Raw genomic sequence first — 19,267 nt, 5'->3', positions numbered from 1 at the left:
GGGCTTCACCCGCGTCGAGCCGCGGTCTTCCGGCGATTGGTCTTCTCGATGGCGTCGATCAATTCGGACTTGGTCATCTTCCAGCGGCCGGTGATCTCCAGCCGTCCCGCGACGTTGATCAGGTGCTTTTTGGTCGCGTTGGCGTTCACGCCCTCGGCGGTATCGCCCTTCGCGTTCGGCCCGCCGCTCGCGGCCCGTTCGTCGGAGGGCCCGCGGCGTTCCTTCGGCTCCCAATGGTCGCCGACCTTCTCATAGCTGTGCTTGAGCGCGCTGTAGGCCACCCGGTGCGCACGGGATTCGCTGCCGTACTCCTCGAGCGCGGCGTCGTGGGCCTTGGCGAAGGTTCGCTGCGCCTTCTCACTCGAGCGCGCCACCGTGCTCGGCAACTCCGAGCGCTTGGCCTCGCCACGTGCGGTTGTCTTCGGCATCGCAGAGCTCCTTCCTGAGCTTCCGGCGTCCGGCCGGGCGTCGCCGGCCGACCGCTCCGCTATCGATGACGTACCCGGTGCACCACCGCCGAATCGCCGGGCCGCGGCGTTACGGTGATCGGTGAGCCCGGTTCGAGGTCCTCGACCGCTTGCATGAGCGGGTTCGCTGCGGGTACGCCGCAACCAGGTCCCCGGACCATCGCAGGTGAACACAGAGGAACGCTATGCCGGTACGTCGCACACACTCCACGGGCAATGCCCGGCCGCGGCGTCCGGGCCATCGACGCGGCTCCACGCCCGCGGGCGCCGATCACGACACCTGGAACTGGCATGCCCGGGCCGAGACCCCCACGCAGCGGCTGGACCGCAATTGGGCGCATCTGCTGCAGGAGCTGCGGGTATTGCAGACCGGCGTGCAATTGCTGACCGGTTTCCTGATGATCCTGCCGTTCCAGTCCTCGTTCGATGCCCTCGATTCCGGTATGCGAGCGGTGTATCTGGTCACCGCGGGCGCGGCGGTGGGCGGCACCATCTTCCTGGTGGCTCCGGTCTCCTGGCATCGGCTGCTGTTCCGCAGGCACCGGTTGCAGACCATCGTCACCGCGGCGCACCGGTGCACGCTGGCCGGTCTGGCACTGCTCGGGGTGGCGATGTGCGGGGTGACGACGCTGATCGTCGATGTGGTCGTCGGGCCGGTCGCTGCCATCGTCACCGGAGTGGCGACAGCGGTGGTGTTCGTCGTGGTGTGGCTGGTGGCGCCGATGCGCAGGCGGTTGAGCGTGATGCGGGGCGACGCCGCTCCGCGCAACGGTCGCCGGGCTGCCTCGTAGACCAGCAACGGACCCGGCGCGCATACGTTCCGGAGGGGTGCGGGGCGTGGCGACGCCGGGTCCGGATCAGCCGCTAGCGGCTGCGACCGTCGGGTGGGCGGCGGTCAGTGGCCGCCATGGCTGTGCTGCCCACCGCGTGCCTTCGCTTCGGTCGGCTGAGCTTGGGCGCCCTTGCGACCGGCCTGGCTCGGATCGGCGGCGTTGCGCTCGCCGAAGCTACCCGTGCTGGCCTGACCGCCGCGGCGGGCCTGCTCCTCCGTGTCCGGACGATTGCCGAACTGCCCAGGATTCTTGGAGTCTGCCATCTCGTACTCCTTTCTGGTCTGAGACCGTCACCGGCCTCGAGGGGTGCGATTCCCGGTCCGTCACGGACTAATCGCCGATGCCCCGACTTTTTCTCGCCGATCTCCACCGGCGAACCGGTTGTCCGGCACCAGGTCTCGCGGCCGACGAATGACCTGCGCGGATACGGGTAGCCCGGCATCATGCGCGCGCTCACCGTGGATCCGGCCCGCCCAGAATCACTGCGCCTGGACGAGCTGCCCGACCCCGAACCCGGCCCGGGCGAACTTCTGGTCGATGGACTCGCGGTAGGTGTGTGCGGCACCGACCGGGACATCGCCGACGGCGCCTACGGCACGCCGCCACCGGGCAAAGACCGGCTGATCCTCGGCCATGAATCCCTCGGCCGGGTCCGCAGCGCACCGGACGGCTCGGATTTCTCCGCCGGAGATCTCGTCGTCGGAGTCGTGCGCCGCCCCGACCCGGTGCCGTGCGAGGCCTGCGCCCGCGGCGAATTCGACAACTGCCGCAACGGCCGCTACACCGAACGCGGCATCAAGGAGCTCGACGGGTACGGCGCCGAACAGTGGTGTGTGGACCCGGAATACGCGGTGACGCTGGATCCGCGGCTGGCGCGGGTCGGCGTGCTACTGGAACCGGCCAGCGTGGTCGCCAAGGCCTGGGAGCAGGTCGAACGCATCGGTGAGCGCGGCTGGTTCGCGCCGTCGCGGGTGCTGGTAACCGGTGCCGGGCCGATCGGCCTGCTCGCCGCCCTGCTCGGCAGCCGGCGCGGCCTCGACGTGCACGTGCTCGATCGGGTCGAGCACGGCGCGAAACCGCGCCTGGTCCGCGATCTCGGCGCCACCTACCACCACGGCGACGCCGCCGCGGTCGCCGAGAGCCTGCGCCCCGACATCATCATCGAGGCCACCGGCGCGAACCAGGTGGTCTTCGCCGCCATGGGCAATACCGCCCCGTTCGGGGTGGTGTGCCTGACCGGAGTGTCGCCGGTGGGCCGGTTGATCGAGGTCGACGCCGGCGCTGTGCACCGCGACATCGTGCTGGAAAACGACGTGGTGGTCGGCTCCGTCAATGCCAACCTGCGCCACTACCGTCTCGCCGCCGACGCACTCGCCGCCGCCGACCCGGCCTGGCTCGACGGCCTCATCACCCGCCGCCTGCCACTGACGAAGTTCGCCGACGCGTTCACCCCCGACCCCGATGACGTGAAGGTCGTCATCGCCCTCGATGAGCACTGACCGCTGAGAAAGGACATCACCATGGGCTTTCCCGAACAGCAGCAAAAGGTCCCCGGCATCCAGTCGCAGATGCAGCCGCGCCCGGACTGCGGGGAGGACAGCTACCGCGGCTCGGGCAAGATGACCGGTAAGGCCGCCGTCGTCACCGGCGCCGACAGCGGAATCGGCCGAGCGGTCGCCATCGCCTTCGCCCGCGAGGGCGCCGATGTGCTCATCTCCTATCTGGACGAGCACGAGGACGCGCAGGAGGTGGCGCAGCTGGTGGAGCAAGCGGGCCGTCGCGCCGAGCTGGTGCCGGGCGATCTGGCCGATCCCGATCACTGCCGCACCGTCATCGAGCACGCCGTGCGCGAATTCGGGCACATCGATGTGCTGGTCAGCAATGCCGCCTACCAGATGACCCACGAAACCCTGGAGGAGATCAGCGCCGAGGAATTCGACTACACCTTCCGCGTCAACGTCGGCGCCTACTTCCATCTGGTCAAGGCCGCGGTCCCGCATATGCCGCCGGGCTCGTCGATCATCGGCAGCTCCTCGGTCAATTCCGATATGCCCTCCCCGACGCTGGCCCCCTACGCCGCGACCAAGGCGGCCATCGCCAACTTCTCGGCCAGCCTCGCCCAACTGCTGGGCGACAAGGGAATCCGGGTCAACAGCGTGGCGCCCGGCCCGATCTGGACGCCGCTCATCCCGTCGACCATGCCGGTGGAGAAGGTCACCGCCTTCGGCGACGACGTCCCCCTCGGCCGCGCCGGCCAGCCCGCCGAACTGGCCGCCGCCTACGTCTTATTGGCCTGTGACGACGGCAGCTACATCTCCGGTGCCCGCCTCGCCGTCACCGGCGGCAGGCCCATCCTCTGACTCCTGCGGCCCACTGAGAAACGTTCGCCGCAAGGCGGATTCGGTGTGCCGCAACCAGAGCGCCTGGACCGGGGCGACCGGTGGCTGATCGATCGGGCGGACCACTGTCTGCCCGTGGTGGTAGGTGCCCGGTTCGGCGGTGACGAAGGCGAAGCAGTCGGTGCCGATCACGGCGGTCGTCGGCGCCGTGCCCTGGATGTGGTTGACGACGACGGACGGCTCGAACCCGGCGCGCCGGCAGATCGACAGCAGATAATCGGCATAGAAGGACGTACCGGGCGGGCCCCACACGATGAGCCGTTCACCGGCGAGCTGATCCATCCGCAGCGAAGTGTGCGCAGCCAGGGGATGAGCGGCGGCCACAGCCACATGCAACGGCGTGTAGGCGATGACGGCGGCTGCGACGTCCTCGGGCGTTGTGGCGCCGCGCCGCAACGCCACGTCGGCCGCCCCCTCGCGCAGCGCGGCGACCAGTTCGTCGGGGAAACACTGGCGCGCGGTGATCGACGCGTCCGGGAAGGCCGCGCGGACACCGGCGGTCAGATCGAATACTTCCTCGGATGAAATCGCGGGGGTGTGGCCGATCACCAGCTGCGCGCGCTCGCCATGCGCGGACTGTCTGGTCGACCGGGCCAGCGCGGCCGCCGCGTCGATCACCGGCCTGGCCCCCGCGTGCAGCGCCGCACCCGCCGCGGTCAGCGAGATCCGACGGCCCGAACGGTGCAGCAGCCGCACCCCGAGATCGCGTTCGAGGGTCTTGATGGTGCTGCTCACCGCCTGCTGAGTGAGATGCAGTTCGGCCGCGGCCCGGCTCATGTTCATGTGCTCGGCGACGGCAAGGAACTGGCGGAGTCGGCGGGGGTCGAGCACGTCATCAGGCATCCTGCCAGGCTAACAAGTGTTGCTTGTGAAACTACGGCGAAGATCTGTTTTTCATTTGTCACGTTCGGTCATAGCGTCGGTGTCGACACCACTTCCCGAACAAGTGAGGACACCACGATGACCGACAAACTGGCCGGCAAATCCGCCATCGTCGCCGCGGGCGCGAAGAACCTGGGCGGCCTGATCAGCACCACCCTCGCCGAACAGGGCGCCGACATTCTGGTGCACTACAACAGCGCGAGCACCGAGGCCGACGCCGAGAAGACCGTGGCCGCGGTCGAAGCTGCGGGCGCGAAAGCGATCACCTTCCAGGGCGATCTCACTGTGCCCGCGACGGTGACCGCGATGTTCGACGCGGCCGTCGCAGCTTTCGGCACGGTCGACATCGCGGTGAACACCGTCGGCAAGGTGTTGCGTAAACCGATCATCGACGTCACCGAGGCCGAGTACGACTCGATGTTCGACATCAACGCCAAGGCCGCCTATTTCTTCTTGCAGGAGGCGGGCAAGCGGCTCGCCGACGGCGGACGCATCGTCACCGTCGTCACCTCGCTGCTGGCCGCGTTCACCGATGGCTACTCCACCTACGCCGGAGCGAAAAGCCCGGTCGAGCACTTCACCCGCGCCGCTGCCAAGGAGTTCGCCGCGCGCGGCATCGCGGTCAACAATGTGGCACCGGGCCCGATGGACACCCCGTTCTTCTATCCGCAGGAAACTCCCGAGCGCGTGGAGTTCCACAAGTCGCAGGCGATGGGCGGACGGCTGACCCGCATCGAGGACATCGCGCCGCTGGTGGAATTCCTCGTCACCGACGGTGGCTGGGTCACCGGGCAGACCATCTTCGCCAACGGCGGCTACACCACCCGCTGATCCGGCGCCCCGGTAGCGGTGGGTAAGAGCCGTCGCAGCACATCGGTGATGGTGATCAGCCCGACCGGTTCGCCGGTCGGGCCGCCGGTCACCACCGCCAGATGGGTACGGGTTTCGCGCATGGTGCGCAGCGCCTCGTAAATGGGCATGGTCGCCGACAGGGTCAGCACCGGGCGCATCAGCTCGGCCGCCGTGGCCTCCGGTGTGGCGGTGAGGCTGTCGCGCACGTGCACGACCCCGCGGAAACCGTCACCGTCACGCACCAGCAGCCGCAGGTGGCCGGTAGTGCGAGACATCGCTCGGATCGCCTCCCGATGTGCGTCGGGTGCGACCGCATCGGGGTCGGCCTCCCGGCGCATGAGGTCGCCGACGGACAGTTGTTCCAGCTCGAGCGCGCTGATCAGGTTGCCGCGATAACGTTCGTCGAGGGTGCCTGCGGTAGCCGAATGTTCGACGAGATGACGCAATGCCGCCGGGTCCTGCCCGGAATCCACTTCGTCGACCGGCGTCACCCCGACGCGGCGCAGGCACCGGTTCGCCATCTGATTCAGCAGTTTCAGCAGCGGCCTGGTGACCGCCATGAAGGCGCGCATCGGAATCGCCAGCACCGTGGCCGAACGCTCGGGATGCGCGATCGCCCACGACTTGGGCGCCATCTCCCCCACCACCAGATGCAGGAAGGTGACGATCACCAGGGCCAGCACGAACCCGGCGGCATCGGCGGCCCACAACGGCGCGCCGAGACGCTCGAACAACGGCGTGAGCCAGTGGTGCACGGCAGGTTTGGTGACCGCGCCCAGCGCCAGCGTGCAGACGGTGATGCCGAGTTGCGAACCCGCGAGCAACACCGACAGTTCCGACGAACTGCGCAGTGCGGCGCGGGCGGCGGAGCTGGTCGCGGCGGCGTCTTCGAGGCGGTGCCGCCGCGCCGCGATCAGCGCGAACTCGACCGCGACGAAGAAGGCGCTGGCCGCGATCAAGGCGGTTGTGACAGCCGCGACAACCCATGGATTACTCATCCTCGGCCGCCTTCCGCTCGATCCGCAGATTCACGAACACCGACGCGGGCACATGCTTGGCCACCGCCCTGACCTCCGCCCGCACAGTGCGCTCGACCGAACCGTGCTCATCGATGTAGTCGGCGCCGCTGGGTTCGAGCGCGATCTCTGTCCGAGTGCCCGGATCCGGAAGGCCGCCGTATGCGGAAATGACGAGCCCGGCGATCGTTTCGTAGTCACCGGCGGGCAGCTCGACGTCGAGCACGCGCTCGACCTCGTCCAGGTGCACATCACCCGCGACGAGCCAGCCATCGGACTCGGCGACGATGGCGGTATCGGGGCCGATGTCGTGTTCGTCGGCGATCTCACCGACCAGTTCCTCGGCGATGTCCTCGATCGTGACGATGCCGGCGAAACCACCGTATTCGTCGACTACCAGCGCCATCTCGTCGCCGGCCGCATCCAGCTGCGCGACGACCTCGGGTAAGGCCAGTGAGCCGGGAACCACGACCGCCTCGCGCAGGTGCTGAGCGGCGGTCCCCTCGGCGGAGCCGTCGAGCAGGTCGTGCAGGTGGATGATGCCGCGCAGGTCGTCACTCGAGGTCCCGACAACGGGATACCGGGTATGGCCGGTACCCATGCGGGCCAGTACGTCGTCGACCGGGTCGTCGATGTGCACGGTGTCGACACGCGAACGCGGGATCATGGCGTGCTCGGCATCGGCGGTCGGGAAGTCCAGGATCCGGTCGAGCAGCGTCGACAATTCGCGCGGCAGTTCGCCGGCGTCCCGCGAGGTGGCGACGATGTGCTCGAGGTCGCGCGGAGTGGCCGAGTGCTCCACGTCGTGCACCGGTTCGATCCGCAGTGCGCGCAGCAACAGATTCGACGACTGGTCGAACAACCGGATCAGCCAGCCGAACAGCTTCAGATAGACCGTGGTGGACATGGCAAGCCGGCGCGCGACCGGTTCGGGCCTGGCGATGGCGAGGTTCTTCGGGAACAGCTCACCGAAGAGCATTTGCACAAGTGTGGAGAACGCGATCGCCAGCACCGCGCCGACCGCGATGCCGGCGCCCGCGGGCACCCCGATCCCGCCGAGCAATTCGCCGAGCCCGCGCCCGATCAACGGTTCGGCGACGTAACCGACGAGCAGGCCGGTGACGGTGATGCCGAGCTGGGCGCCGGAGAGCATGAACGAGGTCCGACGGGTGACGCCGAGCGCCCGTTCCGCCGATCTGTCACCGGCTTCGGCGCGCGCCTTCAACCGGGACCGATCGACGGCCATGTACGCGAATTCCTGGGCGACGAAGTAGCCGGTGAGCGCGGTGATGAGCAGGACGACGAGGATGCCGAGCGCGATGCCGGCGACGGTCAGCATTGCCGCTGCCCCGGTCTCGGGGGGTCGTCAGGGGGCGGGCCGGGTTTTCGGCCCTTGCGCGATGCGCGTTTCATGCGTGTCTCTCCGTGGCTGGAACGACATGTGGACAAGGCGCCCGGTCGGTGCCGGGCGGGCCGCCCGATCGGGTGCCCAACGATATCGGCGGTAGGACGGGAAGCGTATGACCGACGCGTTCGGGTTCGCGGAAATGCTGCGGGCCGCATGGTTTCACACGCTCGCCGAGTCCACCCCGGCCGCGACGACTTTCAGGACCGCACAGATTCCTCGGCGTCCTCGGAAGCGGCAGCGTCGGGTTCGGTGGAATTCCGGCTCGCCAGCATTCGCTTGCCCACCTCGATGACGATCGGCAGCACCGACACCGCCACGATCAGCAGGAAGATCAGGTCGATATTGTCGCGGACCACCGCGATCTGGCCGAGCAGATAACCCAGATAGGTGACGCCCGCACCCCACAGCACGCCGCCGACGACGTTGTAGAGGGCGAAGACCGGATAACGCATGCCGGAGGCACCGGCGACCACCGGTGCGAAGGTGCGCACGATGGGCACGAAGCGGGCCAGCACAATGGTGATCGGCCCGTGCTTCTCGAAGAACGCGTGCGACTCGTCGATGTACTTCTTCTTGAACAGCCGGGCATCGTCGTTCTTGAACAGCGCGGTGCCGCCGCGTGCTCCGATGAGATACCCGACCTGATCACCAGCGATGGCAGCCAGCGGAATCAGGATCAGCAACAACCAGATCGGCGCGAACGGCTCGATCTCGGTGGATTTCGAGGCGGCGATGAGTCCTGCCGTGAACAGCAGCGAATCGCCGGGAAGCAGCGGGAACAGCAGCCCGGATTCGATGAACACGACAGCCAGCAGGCCGACCAGCATCCAGGTACCGAAGGAGTTCAGCAGGTTCACCGGGTCGAGGAATCCCGGCAGCAGCGCCAGGTGGGTGATCGACTCGGCCGACAGGTAAGTGCTCATCGAGATCCCACAGTAACACGCGCAACTGTATGGTTCGGGTAACTCATGACGCTCCACACAGGCCGGGGCCCGGCACGCGCTGTATCGTGTGACCGCCGCGCGAAAGGAGGCCCATGCCCGACACTCTGGTCCGCATCGGCGAATTGGCCGCCCGCGCGGGAGTCAGCAACCGGACCATCGACTACTACACCGGACTCGGCCTGCTCACCCCCGCCGAACGTACCGGGGGCGGCTACCGCCTCTACCACCCCCGCGACGTCGACCGTATCCACCTCATCCAGCGCCTGGAGGCCCAGGGCATCCCCCTCGACGAGATCGCGGCGGCCCTTCGAGCCCGGCCCCGAGACACCGCCGAAACCCTCGCCCAGCTCGACGGCGACCTCAAGAACCTCCAGACCGCCGCCGAATCCGCCCCCGCCGAAATCCAGGGCCTGCTCAACATCATCGCCGCGCGCGTGCACTCCCTGGTCTCGGTCGCGATAGAAATCCAGCCCACCCTCCCGCTGCTGTGAGCAGCCGGCCGAACAGCGTCGCAAGTCGTCCGCGCCACGCCCGGTTTGCGCACTGATTCGATATCGGTCGATATCGCGGTGGATGCGCGCTGTCGTCGACACAAGATTGCTGCTCAGCGCTGTCCGGGAGGTTCCCGCACAGCGGGAACCGTCGAGCTACGACGATGAACCAGCCGTAGCGTGTGCTGCGTCACGCGGCGACTCCACAGCGCGGTCGAATAGCCGGCCGGCGAAGAGCCGCGGCGTGGCCGCGCCACCCGATGTGCCGCGGACCGTCCCCGGTCACCGGCGCTTCGGCGCGAGGGGTCGGCCGACGCCGCACCGAACAGAAGAGCGATTCGCGGCGGGTTCTCCGCCGGAGGGTGCCGTCCTGCGGTCCGCCGCCGAGCGCGCGTCCACAGCGCTCATACCAGAAGAAGGAGTACACCATTGCGCACCCGTTCCGCACCCGCCCCAACGGTTGGTGACACCACCGTCGACCTGCTGGTCGTCGGCGCAGGCACCGGTATGGCCGCCGCCTTGACGGCGAACGAACTGGGGCTGTCCACCCTCATCATCGAGAAGACCGAATACGTGGGCGGTTCGACGGCGCGCTCCGGTGGCGCGTTCTGGCTGCCCGACAACCCGATCCTGCGGCAAGCGGGCGCCGGTGATTCGCAGGAACGCGCCGAGACCTACCTGCGTGCCGTGGTCGGTGATTCTGCCCCGGCCGAACGCGGCAAGGCGTTCGTCGACAATTCCGCCGCGACCGTCGAGATGATGCAGCGCTTGACGCCGATGAAGTTCTTCTGGGCCGAAGGCTATTCGGATTACCATCCGGAACTTCCGGGTGGGTCCGCGATCGGACGCACCTGCGAATGCCGGCCGTTCAACGCGTCGGTGCTCCGCGCCGAACGCCGACGGCTGCGCCCCGGCCTGATGGAAGCTCCCGTGCCGATGCCCACCACCGGCGCTGACTACAAGTGGATGAACCTGGTGGCGAGGGTGCCCAGCAAGGGCGTTCCCCGCATCCTCAAGCGGCTCGCGCAGGGCGTCGGCGGTCTGGCGCTGCGCCGCGAGTACATGGCGGGCGGTCAGGCGCTGGCGGCCGGCCTGTTCGCCGGTGTGGTGCGTGCGGGGATCCCGGTCTGGACCGAGACCAGCCTGGTCCGCCTCATCACCGAAGGTGATCGCGTCACCGGCGCCGTCGTCGCCCACGATGGCCGGGAAGTCACCGTGACCGCCCGTCGTGGTGTGGTGCTCGCCGCCGGCGGCTTCGACCACGATATGGCGATGCGGCACAAGTACCAGTCCGAGCGGCTCGGCGAGCATGAGAGCCTCGGCGCCGAAGGAAACACCGGTGACGCGATCCGGGTCGCGCAGGAGACCGGCGCGACGACCGGGTTGATGGATCAGGCCTGGTGGTTCCCGGCGGTGGCGGCGCTGCCGGGCGGAGCACCGACGGTGATGCTGGCCGAGCGTTCGCTGCCCGGCTCGTTCATCGTCGACCAGACGGGGCGCCGGTTCATCAACGAGTCCATCGATTACATGTCGTACGGGCAGCGCATCCTCGAGCGTGAGCGTGCGGGCGATCCTGTGGAGTCCGCGTGGATCGTGTTCGATCAGAAGTACCGCAACAGCTACATCTTCGCGGCCGGGTTGTTTCCGCGCCAGCCGCTGCCGCAGGCGTGGTACGAGGCCGGAATCGCCCACAAGGCCGACGATCCGGCCGAGCTCGCCCGCAAGATCGGCGTACCGGAGCACACGTTCGCCGAGACGTTCCGCCGTTTCAATGAGGACGCGATGACCGGCACCGACAGCGAGTTCCAGCGTGGCCAAAGCGCATACGACCGCTACTACGGTGATCCCACCATCCAGCCGAATCCGAATTTGCGGCCGCTGACCAGCGGACCGTTCTACGCGGTGAAGACGACCTTGAGCGATCTCGGCACCTGCGGCGGGGTTCTCGCCGACGAACGCGCGCGCGTGCTGCGTGAGGACGGCTCCGCCATCGAGGGCCTGTACGCCATCGGCAACACCGCCGCCAATGTCTTCGGCCGCACCTACCCGGGAGCGGGCGCGACGATCGGCCAGGGGCTCGTATTCGGTTACATCGCAGCACGAGACGCGGCCGGCCAGTCGTAGCAGCGCCCATCTCGACGTAAAGATATTTCGCCGCCCGGTCATTACGACCTGGGCGGCGAAATGTTTTTCGGACGCATAAATCCCTGGAAACGACGAAGGCCCCCGACCGTGGTCGGGGGCCTTCGTGAAAGGATGTTCCGGCGGTGTCCTACTCTCCCACACCCTGTCGAGTGCAGTACCATCGGCGCAGGTGGCCTTAGCTTCCGGGTTCGGAATGGGACCGGGCGTTTCCCCACCGCTATAGCCGCCGTAACTCAATCGGAACGTCTCAGAGGTGCGACGCATGCGGCAATGCACCCGGATCCGAACCCGAACCACTCGCAGGAAACTCTCAACAAAGTTGTTCGTCGTCGGGTCGTACAGCGCCCCGATTAGTTGCGGAGAGTTGCGCCGCGTTTCTCGATAACACGAGGTCGGAGCCCATTTCGAGTAGTCGATCGTGGCTGACGGTTGTGCCCAGTTGTCGTGCGGCCAGATCCTCGGCAGGTTTCTGGTTCGAGTCCAGATGGGGGAGCCTAGAAAAGCCCTCTACCTGCACAAGCAGGTGGAGGGCTTTTTCGTTGTCTCCGGAATTCGACGCTACTTGTCACCGTTGTCATACGGCCAGCAGATCGCCGCGGCGATCACCAGCAACGGCAGGCCACACGCAACGGCGTATCCAACGGCTGCCCAGCCGTTCACGCCAGGCCGCCGGCGATCGACCAACGGGCGAATGACAGTCGGGGATGCACGGTCTCAACGTCGACGATATGCATGAGGCCATCGAGTGCTAGCGGGTCGACGTGATCGGGTGCGGGCAGGATGACCATCTCGGCGCGGGCGCCGCGTGCCTGATCAGCTAACGGCAGAGGTGAAAAAATTTCCGGCCACACCAGCCGATACCCCAACCGGCGCGCGAGCCGTTGAACCTGGGCAGCGCCCCAGTCCGGCGCCGTACTGCGGTCGTAGTCGATCCATCCCAGAGCTATCGGCTTCATGCACGCACCAACTCCCTCGATCGAGTGCTGAGGTGCCCCGCCGCCCGGGACTCATGATCGACCGGGCGGCGCGGCCTGGGGCTCAGCCTCTCGTTGATCATGGGGACGGCGGAACCTCCTATGTTTCCCACTTCGGGACGTCCCGACTGGTGTACAACGTCCCTATGGCGAATGAGAGGTTGCGGGCCGCGATCGCGGCCCGGGGATGGACTCACGCGAATTTGGCCGAGGCGACAGGTGTTGACCCGAAATCGGTTGAACGCTGGGTGAATCTCGGTCGCGTCCCCCGGCGGCGCACCGCAATCCGAGCTGCCGAGTGTCTGGGCGAGGACGTCAACGCCCTATGGCCGGCCCTACAACAGGCACGCACGGCGCGGGCCGTCAGCCGGGAACTCATTGCTCTCTATGACCAGCGGGCCGACGTACCTCCGTCGATGTTCATCAACCTCTTCGCGGCCGCGCGGCACCGGATCGACGTTCTGGTCTACGCGGCGGTCTTCCTGCATGAGGCGTACCCCCGGCTCAACGACCTGCTGCTCGAACGAGCCGAGGCCGGCTGTTCGATACGCATAGCCATCGGCGACGCCGACAGTACCAACGTCCGACAGCGAGGCCGGGAGGAGAAATTCGGGCACGGTATCGAATCGCGCTGCCGCCTCGCCTTGATGCACTACCGGCCATTGCACGCCGCACCGGGAATCGAGCTGCGGACCCACACCACGACGCTCTACAACAGCATCTTCTGCGCCGACGAGGAAATGCTGGTCAACGCCCACATGTGGGGAGTGAACGCTTACCGTGCGCCGGTCTGGCACCTGCGCCGTACCGGTGACGGCGGTCTATTCGACACGTACACAGACAGTTTCGACGCAGTCTGGCACACTGGCCGACCGGTGGAAGGGTAAGCCGATGGCGCGCACCGAGTTCTACGACGATCCCGCTGCCCCCGAACCGAACAGTCTCGTCGTCGCGGCTTCCGCCGTGGTGTGCGACGACAAGGGCCGCATCCTGTTGCAGCGCCGCGCCGACAACGGCCTCTGGGCGTTGCCCGGTGGTGCGATGGAAATGACCGAAAGCCTTCCTGGCTGTGCTGTGCGCGAGGTCAAGGAAGAAACGGGGCTGGACATCGAGATCACCGGCCTCGTCGGCACCTACACCGACCCCCGCCACATCATCGCCTACAGCGACGGCGAGGTTCGACGCCAGTTCAACGTGTGCTTCCTGGCGCAGGTAACCGGTGGCGATCTGGCCATATCCGACGAGTCCATCGAACTACGGTTCGTCGACCCCACCGATCTCGACAATCTCGAGATCCACCACACACAGAGGCTCAGACTGACGCACTACCTGGAGGGGCGGGGCACTCCCTACCTCGGCTGAACGGTCCGGCCGACCGGGCGAGAAGGGGGTAATCCAAGTCGGGCCGTGGAAAGCGATGGTCTTCGTCGCGGGTCCCGGCCGGCTTCACTGCCGGTGCGGGAGCTACCGGAATGGGTATCGTGCCGGGAACCGGCAACGGTGTGACGCGTTCGACCCAAGCCGATCGACCGGCTGTTACGAACTCCTCGCATGTATCGGCGATTGCTGCGACTGGGGAGTGTGTCGCCGGTTGCGGTGAACGCCGCGCCGCGCACCTGCCCTCGGGCGCCCTCGACCCACGGAGACGGACAGCAATGGCGGACCGACCTCGCTTCGGCCAGCGGGAACCGGACAGCGAACCCGATCCGCCCGCTGCCTGCCCGGCCGGCGGGACCGGCGCGGAGCAAGAACTCATGCGCCGGCTCGGGGGATACCTGGAACGCATCGCCGACCGCGATCGCACGGCGTTCACCGAACTGTACCGATCCACCCACGATCGGGTGTTCGGGCTCGCACTGCGCATCATCCGGCGACCCGCCGCGGCCGAGGAGGTCACCCAAGAGGTCTACCTCTACGTTTGGAATACCGCCGCGCAGTACGACCAGCGGCTGGCCAGTCCGATCGGCTGGTTGATGATGATCACCCACCGCCGCGCCGTAGACCGTGTCCGAGCCGAAACATCCTCGGCGACAAGGGAGCTCGCGTACGGTCAACGCAATCTCGGCCGTGATCACGATACGGTCGCCGAGACCGTCGATCAGCGCTATGAGGAGCAGGCGGTGGTCCGCTGCCTGGCCGCCCTGACCGATCGCCAACGGGAGACGGTCGCGCTGGCCTATTACGGCGGCCGGACGTACTCCGAGGTCGCGGCCTACCTCGGCATACCGTTGTCGACGGTGAAGACCCGGATTCGGGATGGCCTCAAACGTTTGCAGAGCTGTCTGGCGGGAGCGGTGAGCGATGCCTGAAGATACGCCGGCCGGTGAACTGCTCGACCTTGCCTACCCGTACGCACTCGATGCGCTCTCGGAAGCGGACAGCGACGCGATCGAACGCCTGCTCGACCAGGCCGATGAACGATCCGCGGCGCAATTCCGGGCCACGGTCCGGGCGCTGCGCGACACCCTGGCGCATATGTCCGTGGTCGACGCGGTGCCCGCACCTCCGAACGTCGAGGCGGCGATCATGCGTGCCCTCGATGACCGGCCCGCGACGGTCACGGTGCTCGCCGAGCACACCGGCCGGGCGCGGCGGCGGCGCTGGCTGGCGGCGGTGGCCGCGGCGATCGTCGCGATCGGTGTCGGGGTGGGAGTCGCCGTCTCTCTCGGCGGGGAAGATGATGCGGGGCGGGTCACCGCGCAACAGGTGCTGACCGAGTCGGACACGCGCAGTCGAGTGGTCGAGGCATCCACCGGTGGAACGATGTCCGTCTACTCCTCGCCGGGATTGGCCACCGCGGCCGTATCGTTCCAGGATCTGCCGTCGCCTCCACCCGGCACGGTGTATCAGATGTGGTTGATTCCCTCTGACGGGCAACCGCATTCGGCAGGCGTTCTGGACAGCATTCCGAATCGGGAATCGCCGCTGGTCGTCCGGTTCGATGACGGTGCGCGACTGGCGGTCACGGTCGAACCCTCCGGTGGCTCGCCCCGGCCGACGAGCGACCCGGTCGCCGCGGTACCGCTGGGGTGAACCGGCCGGGCCGTCGTCTCCGGTCAGGTCACGGTCACCGCGACCGAGTGCCATCCGGTGGCGCCGTCCGGGATCGGCGGTGTCCGCTGCTCTGGCTGCCGTTGGCCGTCGCCGTCGGTCGCGCGCACCCGCAGGGTGTGTCGTCCGGGTTGCGCGTCCCACCGCCAGGTCCACTGCCGCCAGGTGTCGGCCGAGTATTCGGCGACGAGGCGGGCCGGAGACCATGGTCCGTCGTCGACTCGGACCTCGACCAGCGCGATGCCCCGGTGTTGCGCCCACGCGACTCCCGCCACCATCACCGGACCGGCCGCCACCGTGGCGAACGCGCCGGGAGCGTCGATTCGGGAGGCCACCTTGATCGGGGCGCGTTCGGCCCAGCCGCGATCGGTCCAGTACGCCGTCGCTTCGTCGAACCGGGTGAGTTCCAGGTCGACAACCCATTTCGTCGCGGAAACGAAGCCGTACAGCCCGGGGACGACCAGGCGAGCCGGGTAGCCGTGCTCGAGTGGCAGCGGTTCGCCGTTCATGCCGACGGCGAGGAGAGCATCGCGTCCGTCGGTGATCGCGGCGACCGGTGTTCCGGCGGTGAAACCGTCCGCGCTGCGGGAGAGCAGCATGTCCGCCTCGGGGGCGATGCCTGCCGTGGCGAGCAGCTCGGCCAGCGAATATCCGGTCCATACCGCGTTGCCTGCCAGATCACCGCCGACCTCGTTGGAGACGCAGGTCAGCGTGATCATCTTCTCGATCGCGGTCAGTTCCTCCAGATCCGACATCGAGAACTGCACCGTTCGGTTGACCCGGCCGTGAATGCGCAGCCGCCAGTCGTCGCGGGTTACGGTGGGGATCCGTAGCGCGGTATCGATCCGGTAGAAGCGGTCGTTGGCGGTCACGAACGGGGTAATGCCCGGCACCGGCGGGTCGGTCCCCGCGGGCGGCGGGGGCGCGGCAACCCGTGGGGCGGGCAGCCGGAATGCCGCGCGGTCGGCGGTGATCGCGCGCAGCCGCTCGCCGAGCCACTGCCCGGTCGCCATCGCGCCGGCCGCGACGACTGCCGCACCGCCTGCCAGCAGCAAGAATCGGCGGCGCGTGAGGTCGGATCGAGCTACCTCCGGCCGGGGAGCGCGGTTGATCAACCAGCGCAGCGTGACGATTCCGGTGGCCACCCCGAGCGCTGTCGGAATCACGTCTGCCGCCTCGGTACCCGGCCGCTGCCACACGACGATGCCGACCACGATGCCGAGTACGCCGAGGACCGCGCTGCCAAGGGGCCGCGTGCGTTCGAGCAGCCCGACGGCGAGTGCCAGAGCCGCGATCACCAGCGCCATCGACACGAACAGGGCCTGCTTGTCGCGGGTGCCGAACTGCTCGATGGCGAACTCCCGCAACGGCTCCGGTGTGTGATCGACGACCGTGGCTCCGACGGCGACGAAGGGAGCTGCCGCGGGGTTCGTCACCGCGGCGACCAATTCCGCGACGCCGAGTACGACCGCGGTCGCGACGGCACCCGCGAGCGCCGCCGCGACTACCCCCGGCGGGCGCGATGTCGAGTGGTTCGGGTCGTGTGTTGTGTCCATGGCGCCTCGAGACCTGGCGGTAGATGTGCTGGCAACGATAGATCCGTGCGCCGGGGTGGAGAACCCGCGCGGCCGGTTCTCCACCCCGGTGATGGTGCTCGGTCACCGCGACCGGCGGCACCACTTATCCGGGAGTCAGGTGGTTCAGGCCGGAGGCATCAAGACGCCGTCGATCATGTAGACCGTCGCGTTGGCCGTGGACACCCCACCGCAGATCACCGATGCGTTGCCGACCTTGATGTCGTCACCGGTGCGCGTGACGTTCACCGTGCCGCCCTGCACTGTTGCTTGTTCGCCCGAGATATCGGAGGGTGCGATCCGCCCCGGCACGACGTGGTAGGTCAGGATGGTGGTGAGGGTGTCGGCGTCGGTTTTGAGCGACTCGATGGTCGCGGGATCGATCTCGGCGAAGGCGGCGTCGACCGGCGCGAACACGGTGAACTCGCCGCCGTTGAGCGTATCGACGAGGTTCACCTGCGGGTTGAGCTGCCCGGACACCGCCTTGACCAACGTCGTCAGCATCGGATTGTTCGACGCCGCCACCGTCACCGGATCCTGCGCCATGCCGCTGACCGAGCCCGCGCCGGTCGGTACCTGCGCGGCGTATTCGTCACAGCCGGGGCCGACCAGATCCGCCGCGGCGCTGCCGCCGGTGGGCTCGTTGGTCTGCATCGCGGGCGGCGACATCGTCGTCGCGGGAGCGGATTCGCTGGACGAATCGTCGCCACACGCCGACGCGCCGAGCAATGCGGCGGTCGATACGACCGCGATCGCGAGAGTACTGCGATTGATTCTCATCGGGTTCATCACTTTCGTCCACGACCTGGACGGTCGTTCAGTTCTTATGTGCCGTACGGAGTTCGTCGTGCGATCGATGCCGGACGGGTCCCCGACCCGTGGCGAGGTGGCCCACCGGCCAACGCTTCCCGATCAGTGAACATCGACCGGTCTCGGTGCATGCGAACCGTGTTAGAACGTGTTCTCGCCCGTTCGAGTGGCGGACATCAGCCTGCCGCGGCACTCGAACACTTTTCCTCCGAGGAGGGTGCAATGACACTTCTGCGATCAGACTCCGATTTCCGCGAAATCGAGGCCGACTCCGCGCCGGCCCGCTTCGCGCGCGGCTGGCACTGCCTTGGCCTGCTTCGCGATTTCGCCGACGGAAAGCCAGGTACAGGCGGCGGTCGCGCTCGGCGATTACATCCGCCTCGGATTCGAGCAGGACGTCGAGATCTGGCGGCACAAGGCTCGCATCGATAATCCGTTGCTGTGCGAGGAGGACGGGCCGGTCTACCAGCTGCGTCGCTGGTACAACCAGTTCTATCTGGACCGCGCCGACGTCACCCCGGAGATGGTGGACCGATTCGAGCACGAACTCGATCTGTCCAGGGCTCAGGCGGTCTGGCGTAAGGAGGTTGCCGACAATATGGCTGATCAGGCGGATCCGACCGGGGCACCGGCATGATCGCGGATCGCACCGACAACCGCCTCGACGACGTACCCCTGCAACCTCTGCGTTGCGACGAGTGCGCTGCTCGAGTGTTGGTTCGTAAGAGCAGCCGGGCCCAGACAAGTCTGCAGTGGAATGCCGAAGCACGTTCCGCCTGCTATGAATTGGCGTCTTCGCCGGCGCCGGGACCGGCGCTGGCCGGGTGCTCACGGATCCGGCGGACCATCGACGCGGCAGTTGCCTCCGGGGAACTGTGCATCATCGAAACGCAATCGGTGTGATTGTTCGCGGGCTCGCCCGCCGGCGGGCGAGCCCGCGAACGCCGACTGGGGCCGTTTGGTCGCCGGCGTTCGTGGTATGCCGATCGTGGGCCCCTCGGCCCGTGTCGCAGAAGGAGGATCTTCATGCTCGGAACGATTATCGGCGCGATCATCGTCGGACTCTTCGTTGGCGCGGTAGCGCGGCTGGTGATGCCGGGTAAGCAGAACATCGGTGTCATCATGACGATCCTGCTGGGTGTGATCGGCTCCTTCGCCGGCTCCTGGATCGCCTACCAGGCGGGATACTCCAACAGCAATGGTGGATTCCAGATCATTCCGCTAGTGGTCGGCATCGTGGTCGCGGTCGTCCTGATCGCGCTGTACCTGGCTGTCACAGGCCGCCGGGTGCGTTGATACGCGGCCTGGACCTAGCACCCCGGCACCGACCGCCGAGGGGGGGGGGAGGGGGGGGGGGGGGGGGGGGGGGGGGGGGGGGGGGGGGGGGGTTGGGGGGGGGGGATCAACCAAAGGGGGGGGGG

General features: G+C 67.7%; 20 protein-coding genes, 1 rRNA gene and 1 pseudogene. 12 read left to right on the top strand and 10 right to left on the bottom strand.

Annotated elements, in window-relative coordinates:
* Window positions 1–5 precede the first annotated feature (5 nt).
* Entirely contained in the window at window positions 6–428 is a 423-nt protein-coding gene (locus tag AC5W7N_RS24725) for a ChaB family protein (RefSeq protein WP_163812429.1), read from the bottom strand.
* Window positions 429–652: 224 nt separating this feature from the next.
* On the opposite strand from AC5W7N_RS24725, the gene AC5W7N_RS24720 reads away from it, so the two are divergent.
* Window positions 653–1,258 (top strand): DUF6328 family protein, encoded by a 606-nt coding sequence (locus tag AC5W7N_RS24720; protein ID WP_228806454.1) that lies wholly within the window; start codon window positions 653–655, stop codon window positions 1,256–1,258.
* Window positions 1,259–1,362: 104 nt separating this feature from the next.
* On the opposite strand, the gene AC5W7N_RS24715 is transcribed toward AC5W7N_RS24720, so the two are convergent.
* Entirely contained in the window at window positions 1,363–1,563 is a 201-nt protein-coding gene (locus AC5W7N_RS24715; protein WP_163812432.1) for a hypothetical protein, read from the bottom strand.
* Window positions 1,564–1,743: 180 nt separating this feature from the next.
* On the opposite strand from AC5W7N_RS24715, the gene AC5W7N_RS24710 reads away from it, so the two are divergent.
* Entirely contained in the window at window positions 1,744–2,799 is a 1,056-nt protein-coding gene (locus tag AC5W7N_RS24710; protein WP_163812434.1) for a glucose 1-dehydrogenase, read from the top strand.
* 21 nt (window positions 2,800–2,820) lie between these two features.
* The gene (locus AC5W7N_RS24705; protein WP_163812436.1) at window positions 2,821–3,660 is read left to right on the top strand and encodes an SDR family oxidoreductase; all 840 of its coding nucleotides are present in this window, start codon (window positions 2,821–2,823) and stop codon (window positions 3,658–3,660) included.
* On the opposite strand, the gene AC5W7N_RS24700 is transcribed toward AC5W7N_RS24705, so the two are convergent.
* Window positions 3,586–4,542, bottom strand: a complete 957-nt coding sequence (locus AC5W7N_RS24700; protein WP_194990655.1) for a LysR family transcriptional regulator — start codon at window positions 4,540–4,542, stop codon at window positions 3,586–3,588. The two genes, AC5W7N_RS24705 and AC5W7N_RS24700, sit on opposite strands and share 75 nt — an antisense overlap.
* Before the next feature lie 117 nt (window positions 4,543–4,659).
* On the opposite strand from AC5W7N_RS24700, the gene AC5W7N_RS24695 reads away from it, so the two are divergent.
* Window positions 4,660–5,412 carry an SDR family oxidoreductase gene (locus tag AC5W7N_RS24695; protein WP_163812440.1) on the top strand — a complete coding sequence of 251 codons (753 nt, stop codon included), beginning with the start codon at window positions 4,660–4,662 and terminating at the stop codon, window positions 5,410–5,412.
* Here the strand turns inward: AC5W7N_RS24695 and AC5W7N_RS24690 are convergent.
* The 3 genes from AC5W7N_RS24690 to AC5W7N_RS24680 form a co-directional block, all read right to left on the bottom strand.
* On the bottom strand, window positions 5,397–6,431 hold the full coding sequence (locus AC5W7N_RS24690) for a hemolysin family protein (RefSeq protein WP_195019208.1): 1,035 nt from the start codon (window positions 6,429–6,431) through the stop codon (window positions 5,397–5,399). The two genes, AC5W7N_RS24695 and AC5W7N_RS24690, sit on opposite strands and share 16 nt — an antisense overlap.
* Window positions 6,424–7,788: a hemolysin family protein gene (locus AC5W7N_RS24685; protein ID WP_495922276.1), complete on the bottom strand. Its 1,365-nt coding sequence runs from the start codon at window positions 7,786–7,788 to the stop codon at window positions 6,424–6,426. Before AC5W7N_RS24685 ends, AC5W7N_RS24690 begins: the two co-directional genes overlap by 8 nt.
* 266 nt (window positions 7,789–8,054) lie before the next feature.
* A complete protein-coding gene (locus AC5W7N_RS24680) occupies window positions 8,055–8,780 on the bottom strand; it encodes a VTT domain-containing protein (RefSeq protein WP_163812447.1) in 726 nt (241 codons plus the stop codon).
* Between the two features lie 113 nt (window positions 8,781–8,893).
* On the opposite strand from AC5W7N_RS24680, the gene AC5W7N_RS24675 reads away from it, so the two are divergent.
* Both AC5W7N_RS24675 and AC5W7N_RS24670 read left to right on the top strand, forming a co-directional pair.
* On the top strand, window positions 8,894–9,292 hold the full coding sequence (locus tag AC5W7N_RS24675; RefSeq protein WP_163812449.1) for a helix-turn-helix domain-containing protein: 399 nt from the start codon (window positions 8,894–8,896) through the stop codon (window positions 9,290–9,292).
* Between the two features lie 507 nt (window positions 9,293–9,799).
* The gene (locus AC5W7N_RS24670) at window positions 9,800–11,416 is read left to right on the top strand and encodes a 3-ketosteroid-delta-1-dehydrogenase (RefSeq protein WP_228815294.1); all 1,617 of its coding nucleotides are present in this window, start codon (window positions 9,800–9,802) and stop codon (window positions 11,414–11,416) included.
* Between the two features lie 135 nt (window positions 11,417–11,551).
* On the opposite strand, the gene rrf is transcribed toward AC5W7N_RS24670, so the two are convergent.
* Both rrf and AC5W7N_RS24660 read right to left on the bottom strand, forming a co-directional pair.
* Window positions 11,552–11,668, bottom strand: a 5S ribosomal RNA gene (gene rrf, locus AC5W7N_RS24665).
* Between the two features lie 425 nt (window positions 11,669–12,093).
* Entirely contained in the window at window positions 12,094–12,393 is a 300-nt protein-coding gene (locus AC5W7N_RS24660) for a hypothetical protein (protein WP_195021193.1), read from the bottom strand.
* Between the two features lie 164 nt (window positions 12,394–12,557).
* Between AC5W7N_RS24660 and AC5W7N_RS24655 the strand changes: the two genes are divergently transcribed.
* The 4 genes from AC5W7N_RS24655 to AC5W7N_RS24640 all read left to right on the top strand — a co-directional run bounded on the left by AC5W7N_RS24655 (window position 12,558) and on the right by AC5W7N_RS24640 (window position 15,444).
* Complete coding sequence (locus AC5W7N_RS24655; protein WP_194991254.1) at window positions 12,558–13,298, top strand: DUF5919 domain-containing protein; 741 nt, start codon at window positions 12,558–12,560, stop codon at window positions 13,296–13,298.
* 4 nt (window positions 13,299–13,302) lie between these two features.
* Window positions 13,303–13,773: an NUDIX domain-containing protein gene (locus AC5W7N_RS24650; RefSeq protein ID WP_194991255.1), complete on the top strand. Its 471-nt coding sequence runs from the start codon at window positions 13,303–13,305 to the stop codon at window positions 13,771–13,773.
* Between the two features lie 293 nt (window positions 13,774–14,066).
* The gene (gene sigK, locus AC5W7N_RS24645) at window positions 14,067–14,720 is read left to right on the top strand and encodes an ECF RNA polymerase sigma factor SigK (RefSeq protein WP_163814774.1); all 654 of its coding nucleotides are present in this window, start codon (window positions 14,067–14,069) and stop codon (window positions 14,718–14,720) included.
* Complete coding sequence (locus tag AC5W7N_RS24640; RefSeq protein WP_195021192.1) at window positions 14,713–15,444, top strand: anti-sigma factor; 732 nt, start codon at window positions 14,713–14,715, stop codon at window positions 15,442–15,444. The genes sigK and AC5W7N_RS24640 overlap by 8 nt, the downstream gene beginning before the upstream one ends.
* 23 nt (window positions 15,445–15,467) lie before the next feature.
* Here AC5W7N_RS24640 and AC5W7N_RS24635 read toward each other — a convergent pair whose 3' ends face one another.
* Window positions 15,468–17,018: a molybdopterin-dependent oxidoreductase gene (locus AC5W7N_RS24635; RefSeq protein WP_195021191.1), complete on the bottom strand. Its 1,551-nt coding sequence runs from the start codon at window positions 17,016–17,018 to the stop codon at window positions 15,468–15,470.
* 144 nt (window positions 17,019–17,162) lie between these two features.
* The gene (locus AC5W7N_RS24630; protein ID WP_195021190.1) at window positions 17,163–17,816 is read right to left on the bottom strand and encodes a fasciclin domain-containing protein; all 654 of its coding nucleotides are present in this window, start codon (window positions 17,814–17,816) and stop codon (window positions 17,163–17,165) included.
* Between the two features lie 364 nt (window positions 17,817–18,180).
* On the opposite strand from AC5W7N_RS24630, the pseudogene AC5W7N_RS24625 reads away from it, so the two are divergent.
* Both AC5W7N_RS24625 and AC5W7N_RS24620 read left to right on the top strand, forming a co-directional pair.
* Window positions 18,181–18,483: pseudogene (locus tag AC5W7N_RS24625) on the top strand (3-ketosteroid-9-alpha-hydroxylase); the annotation flags it as partial.
* A 389-nt stretch (window positions 18,484–18,872) separates the two neighbouring features.
* Window positions 18,873–19,142: a GlsB/YeaQ/YmgE family stress response membrane protein gene (locus tag AC5W7N_RS24620; RefSeq protein ID WP_163814770.1), complete on the top strand. Its 270-nt coding sequence runs from the start codon at window positions 18,873–18,875 to the stop codon at window positions 19,140–19,142.
* The last annotated feature ends 125 nt before the right edge of the window (window positions 19,143–19,267 follow it).

Source organism: Nocardia sp. CDC519, assembly GCF_059509835.1.
The sequence above is the reverse complement of the archived record's forward strand: the minus strand, read 5'-3'. Positions and strand labels throughout refer to the sequence as shown.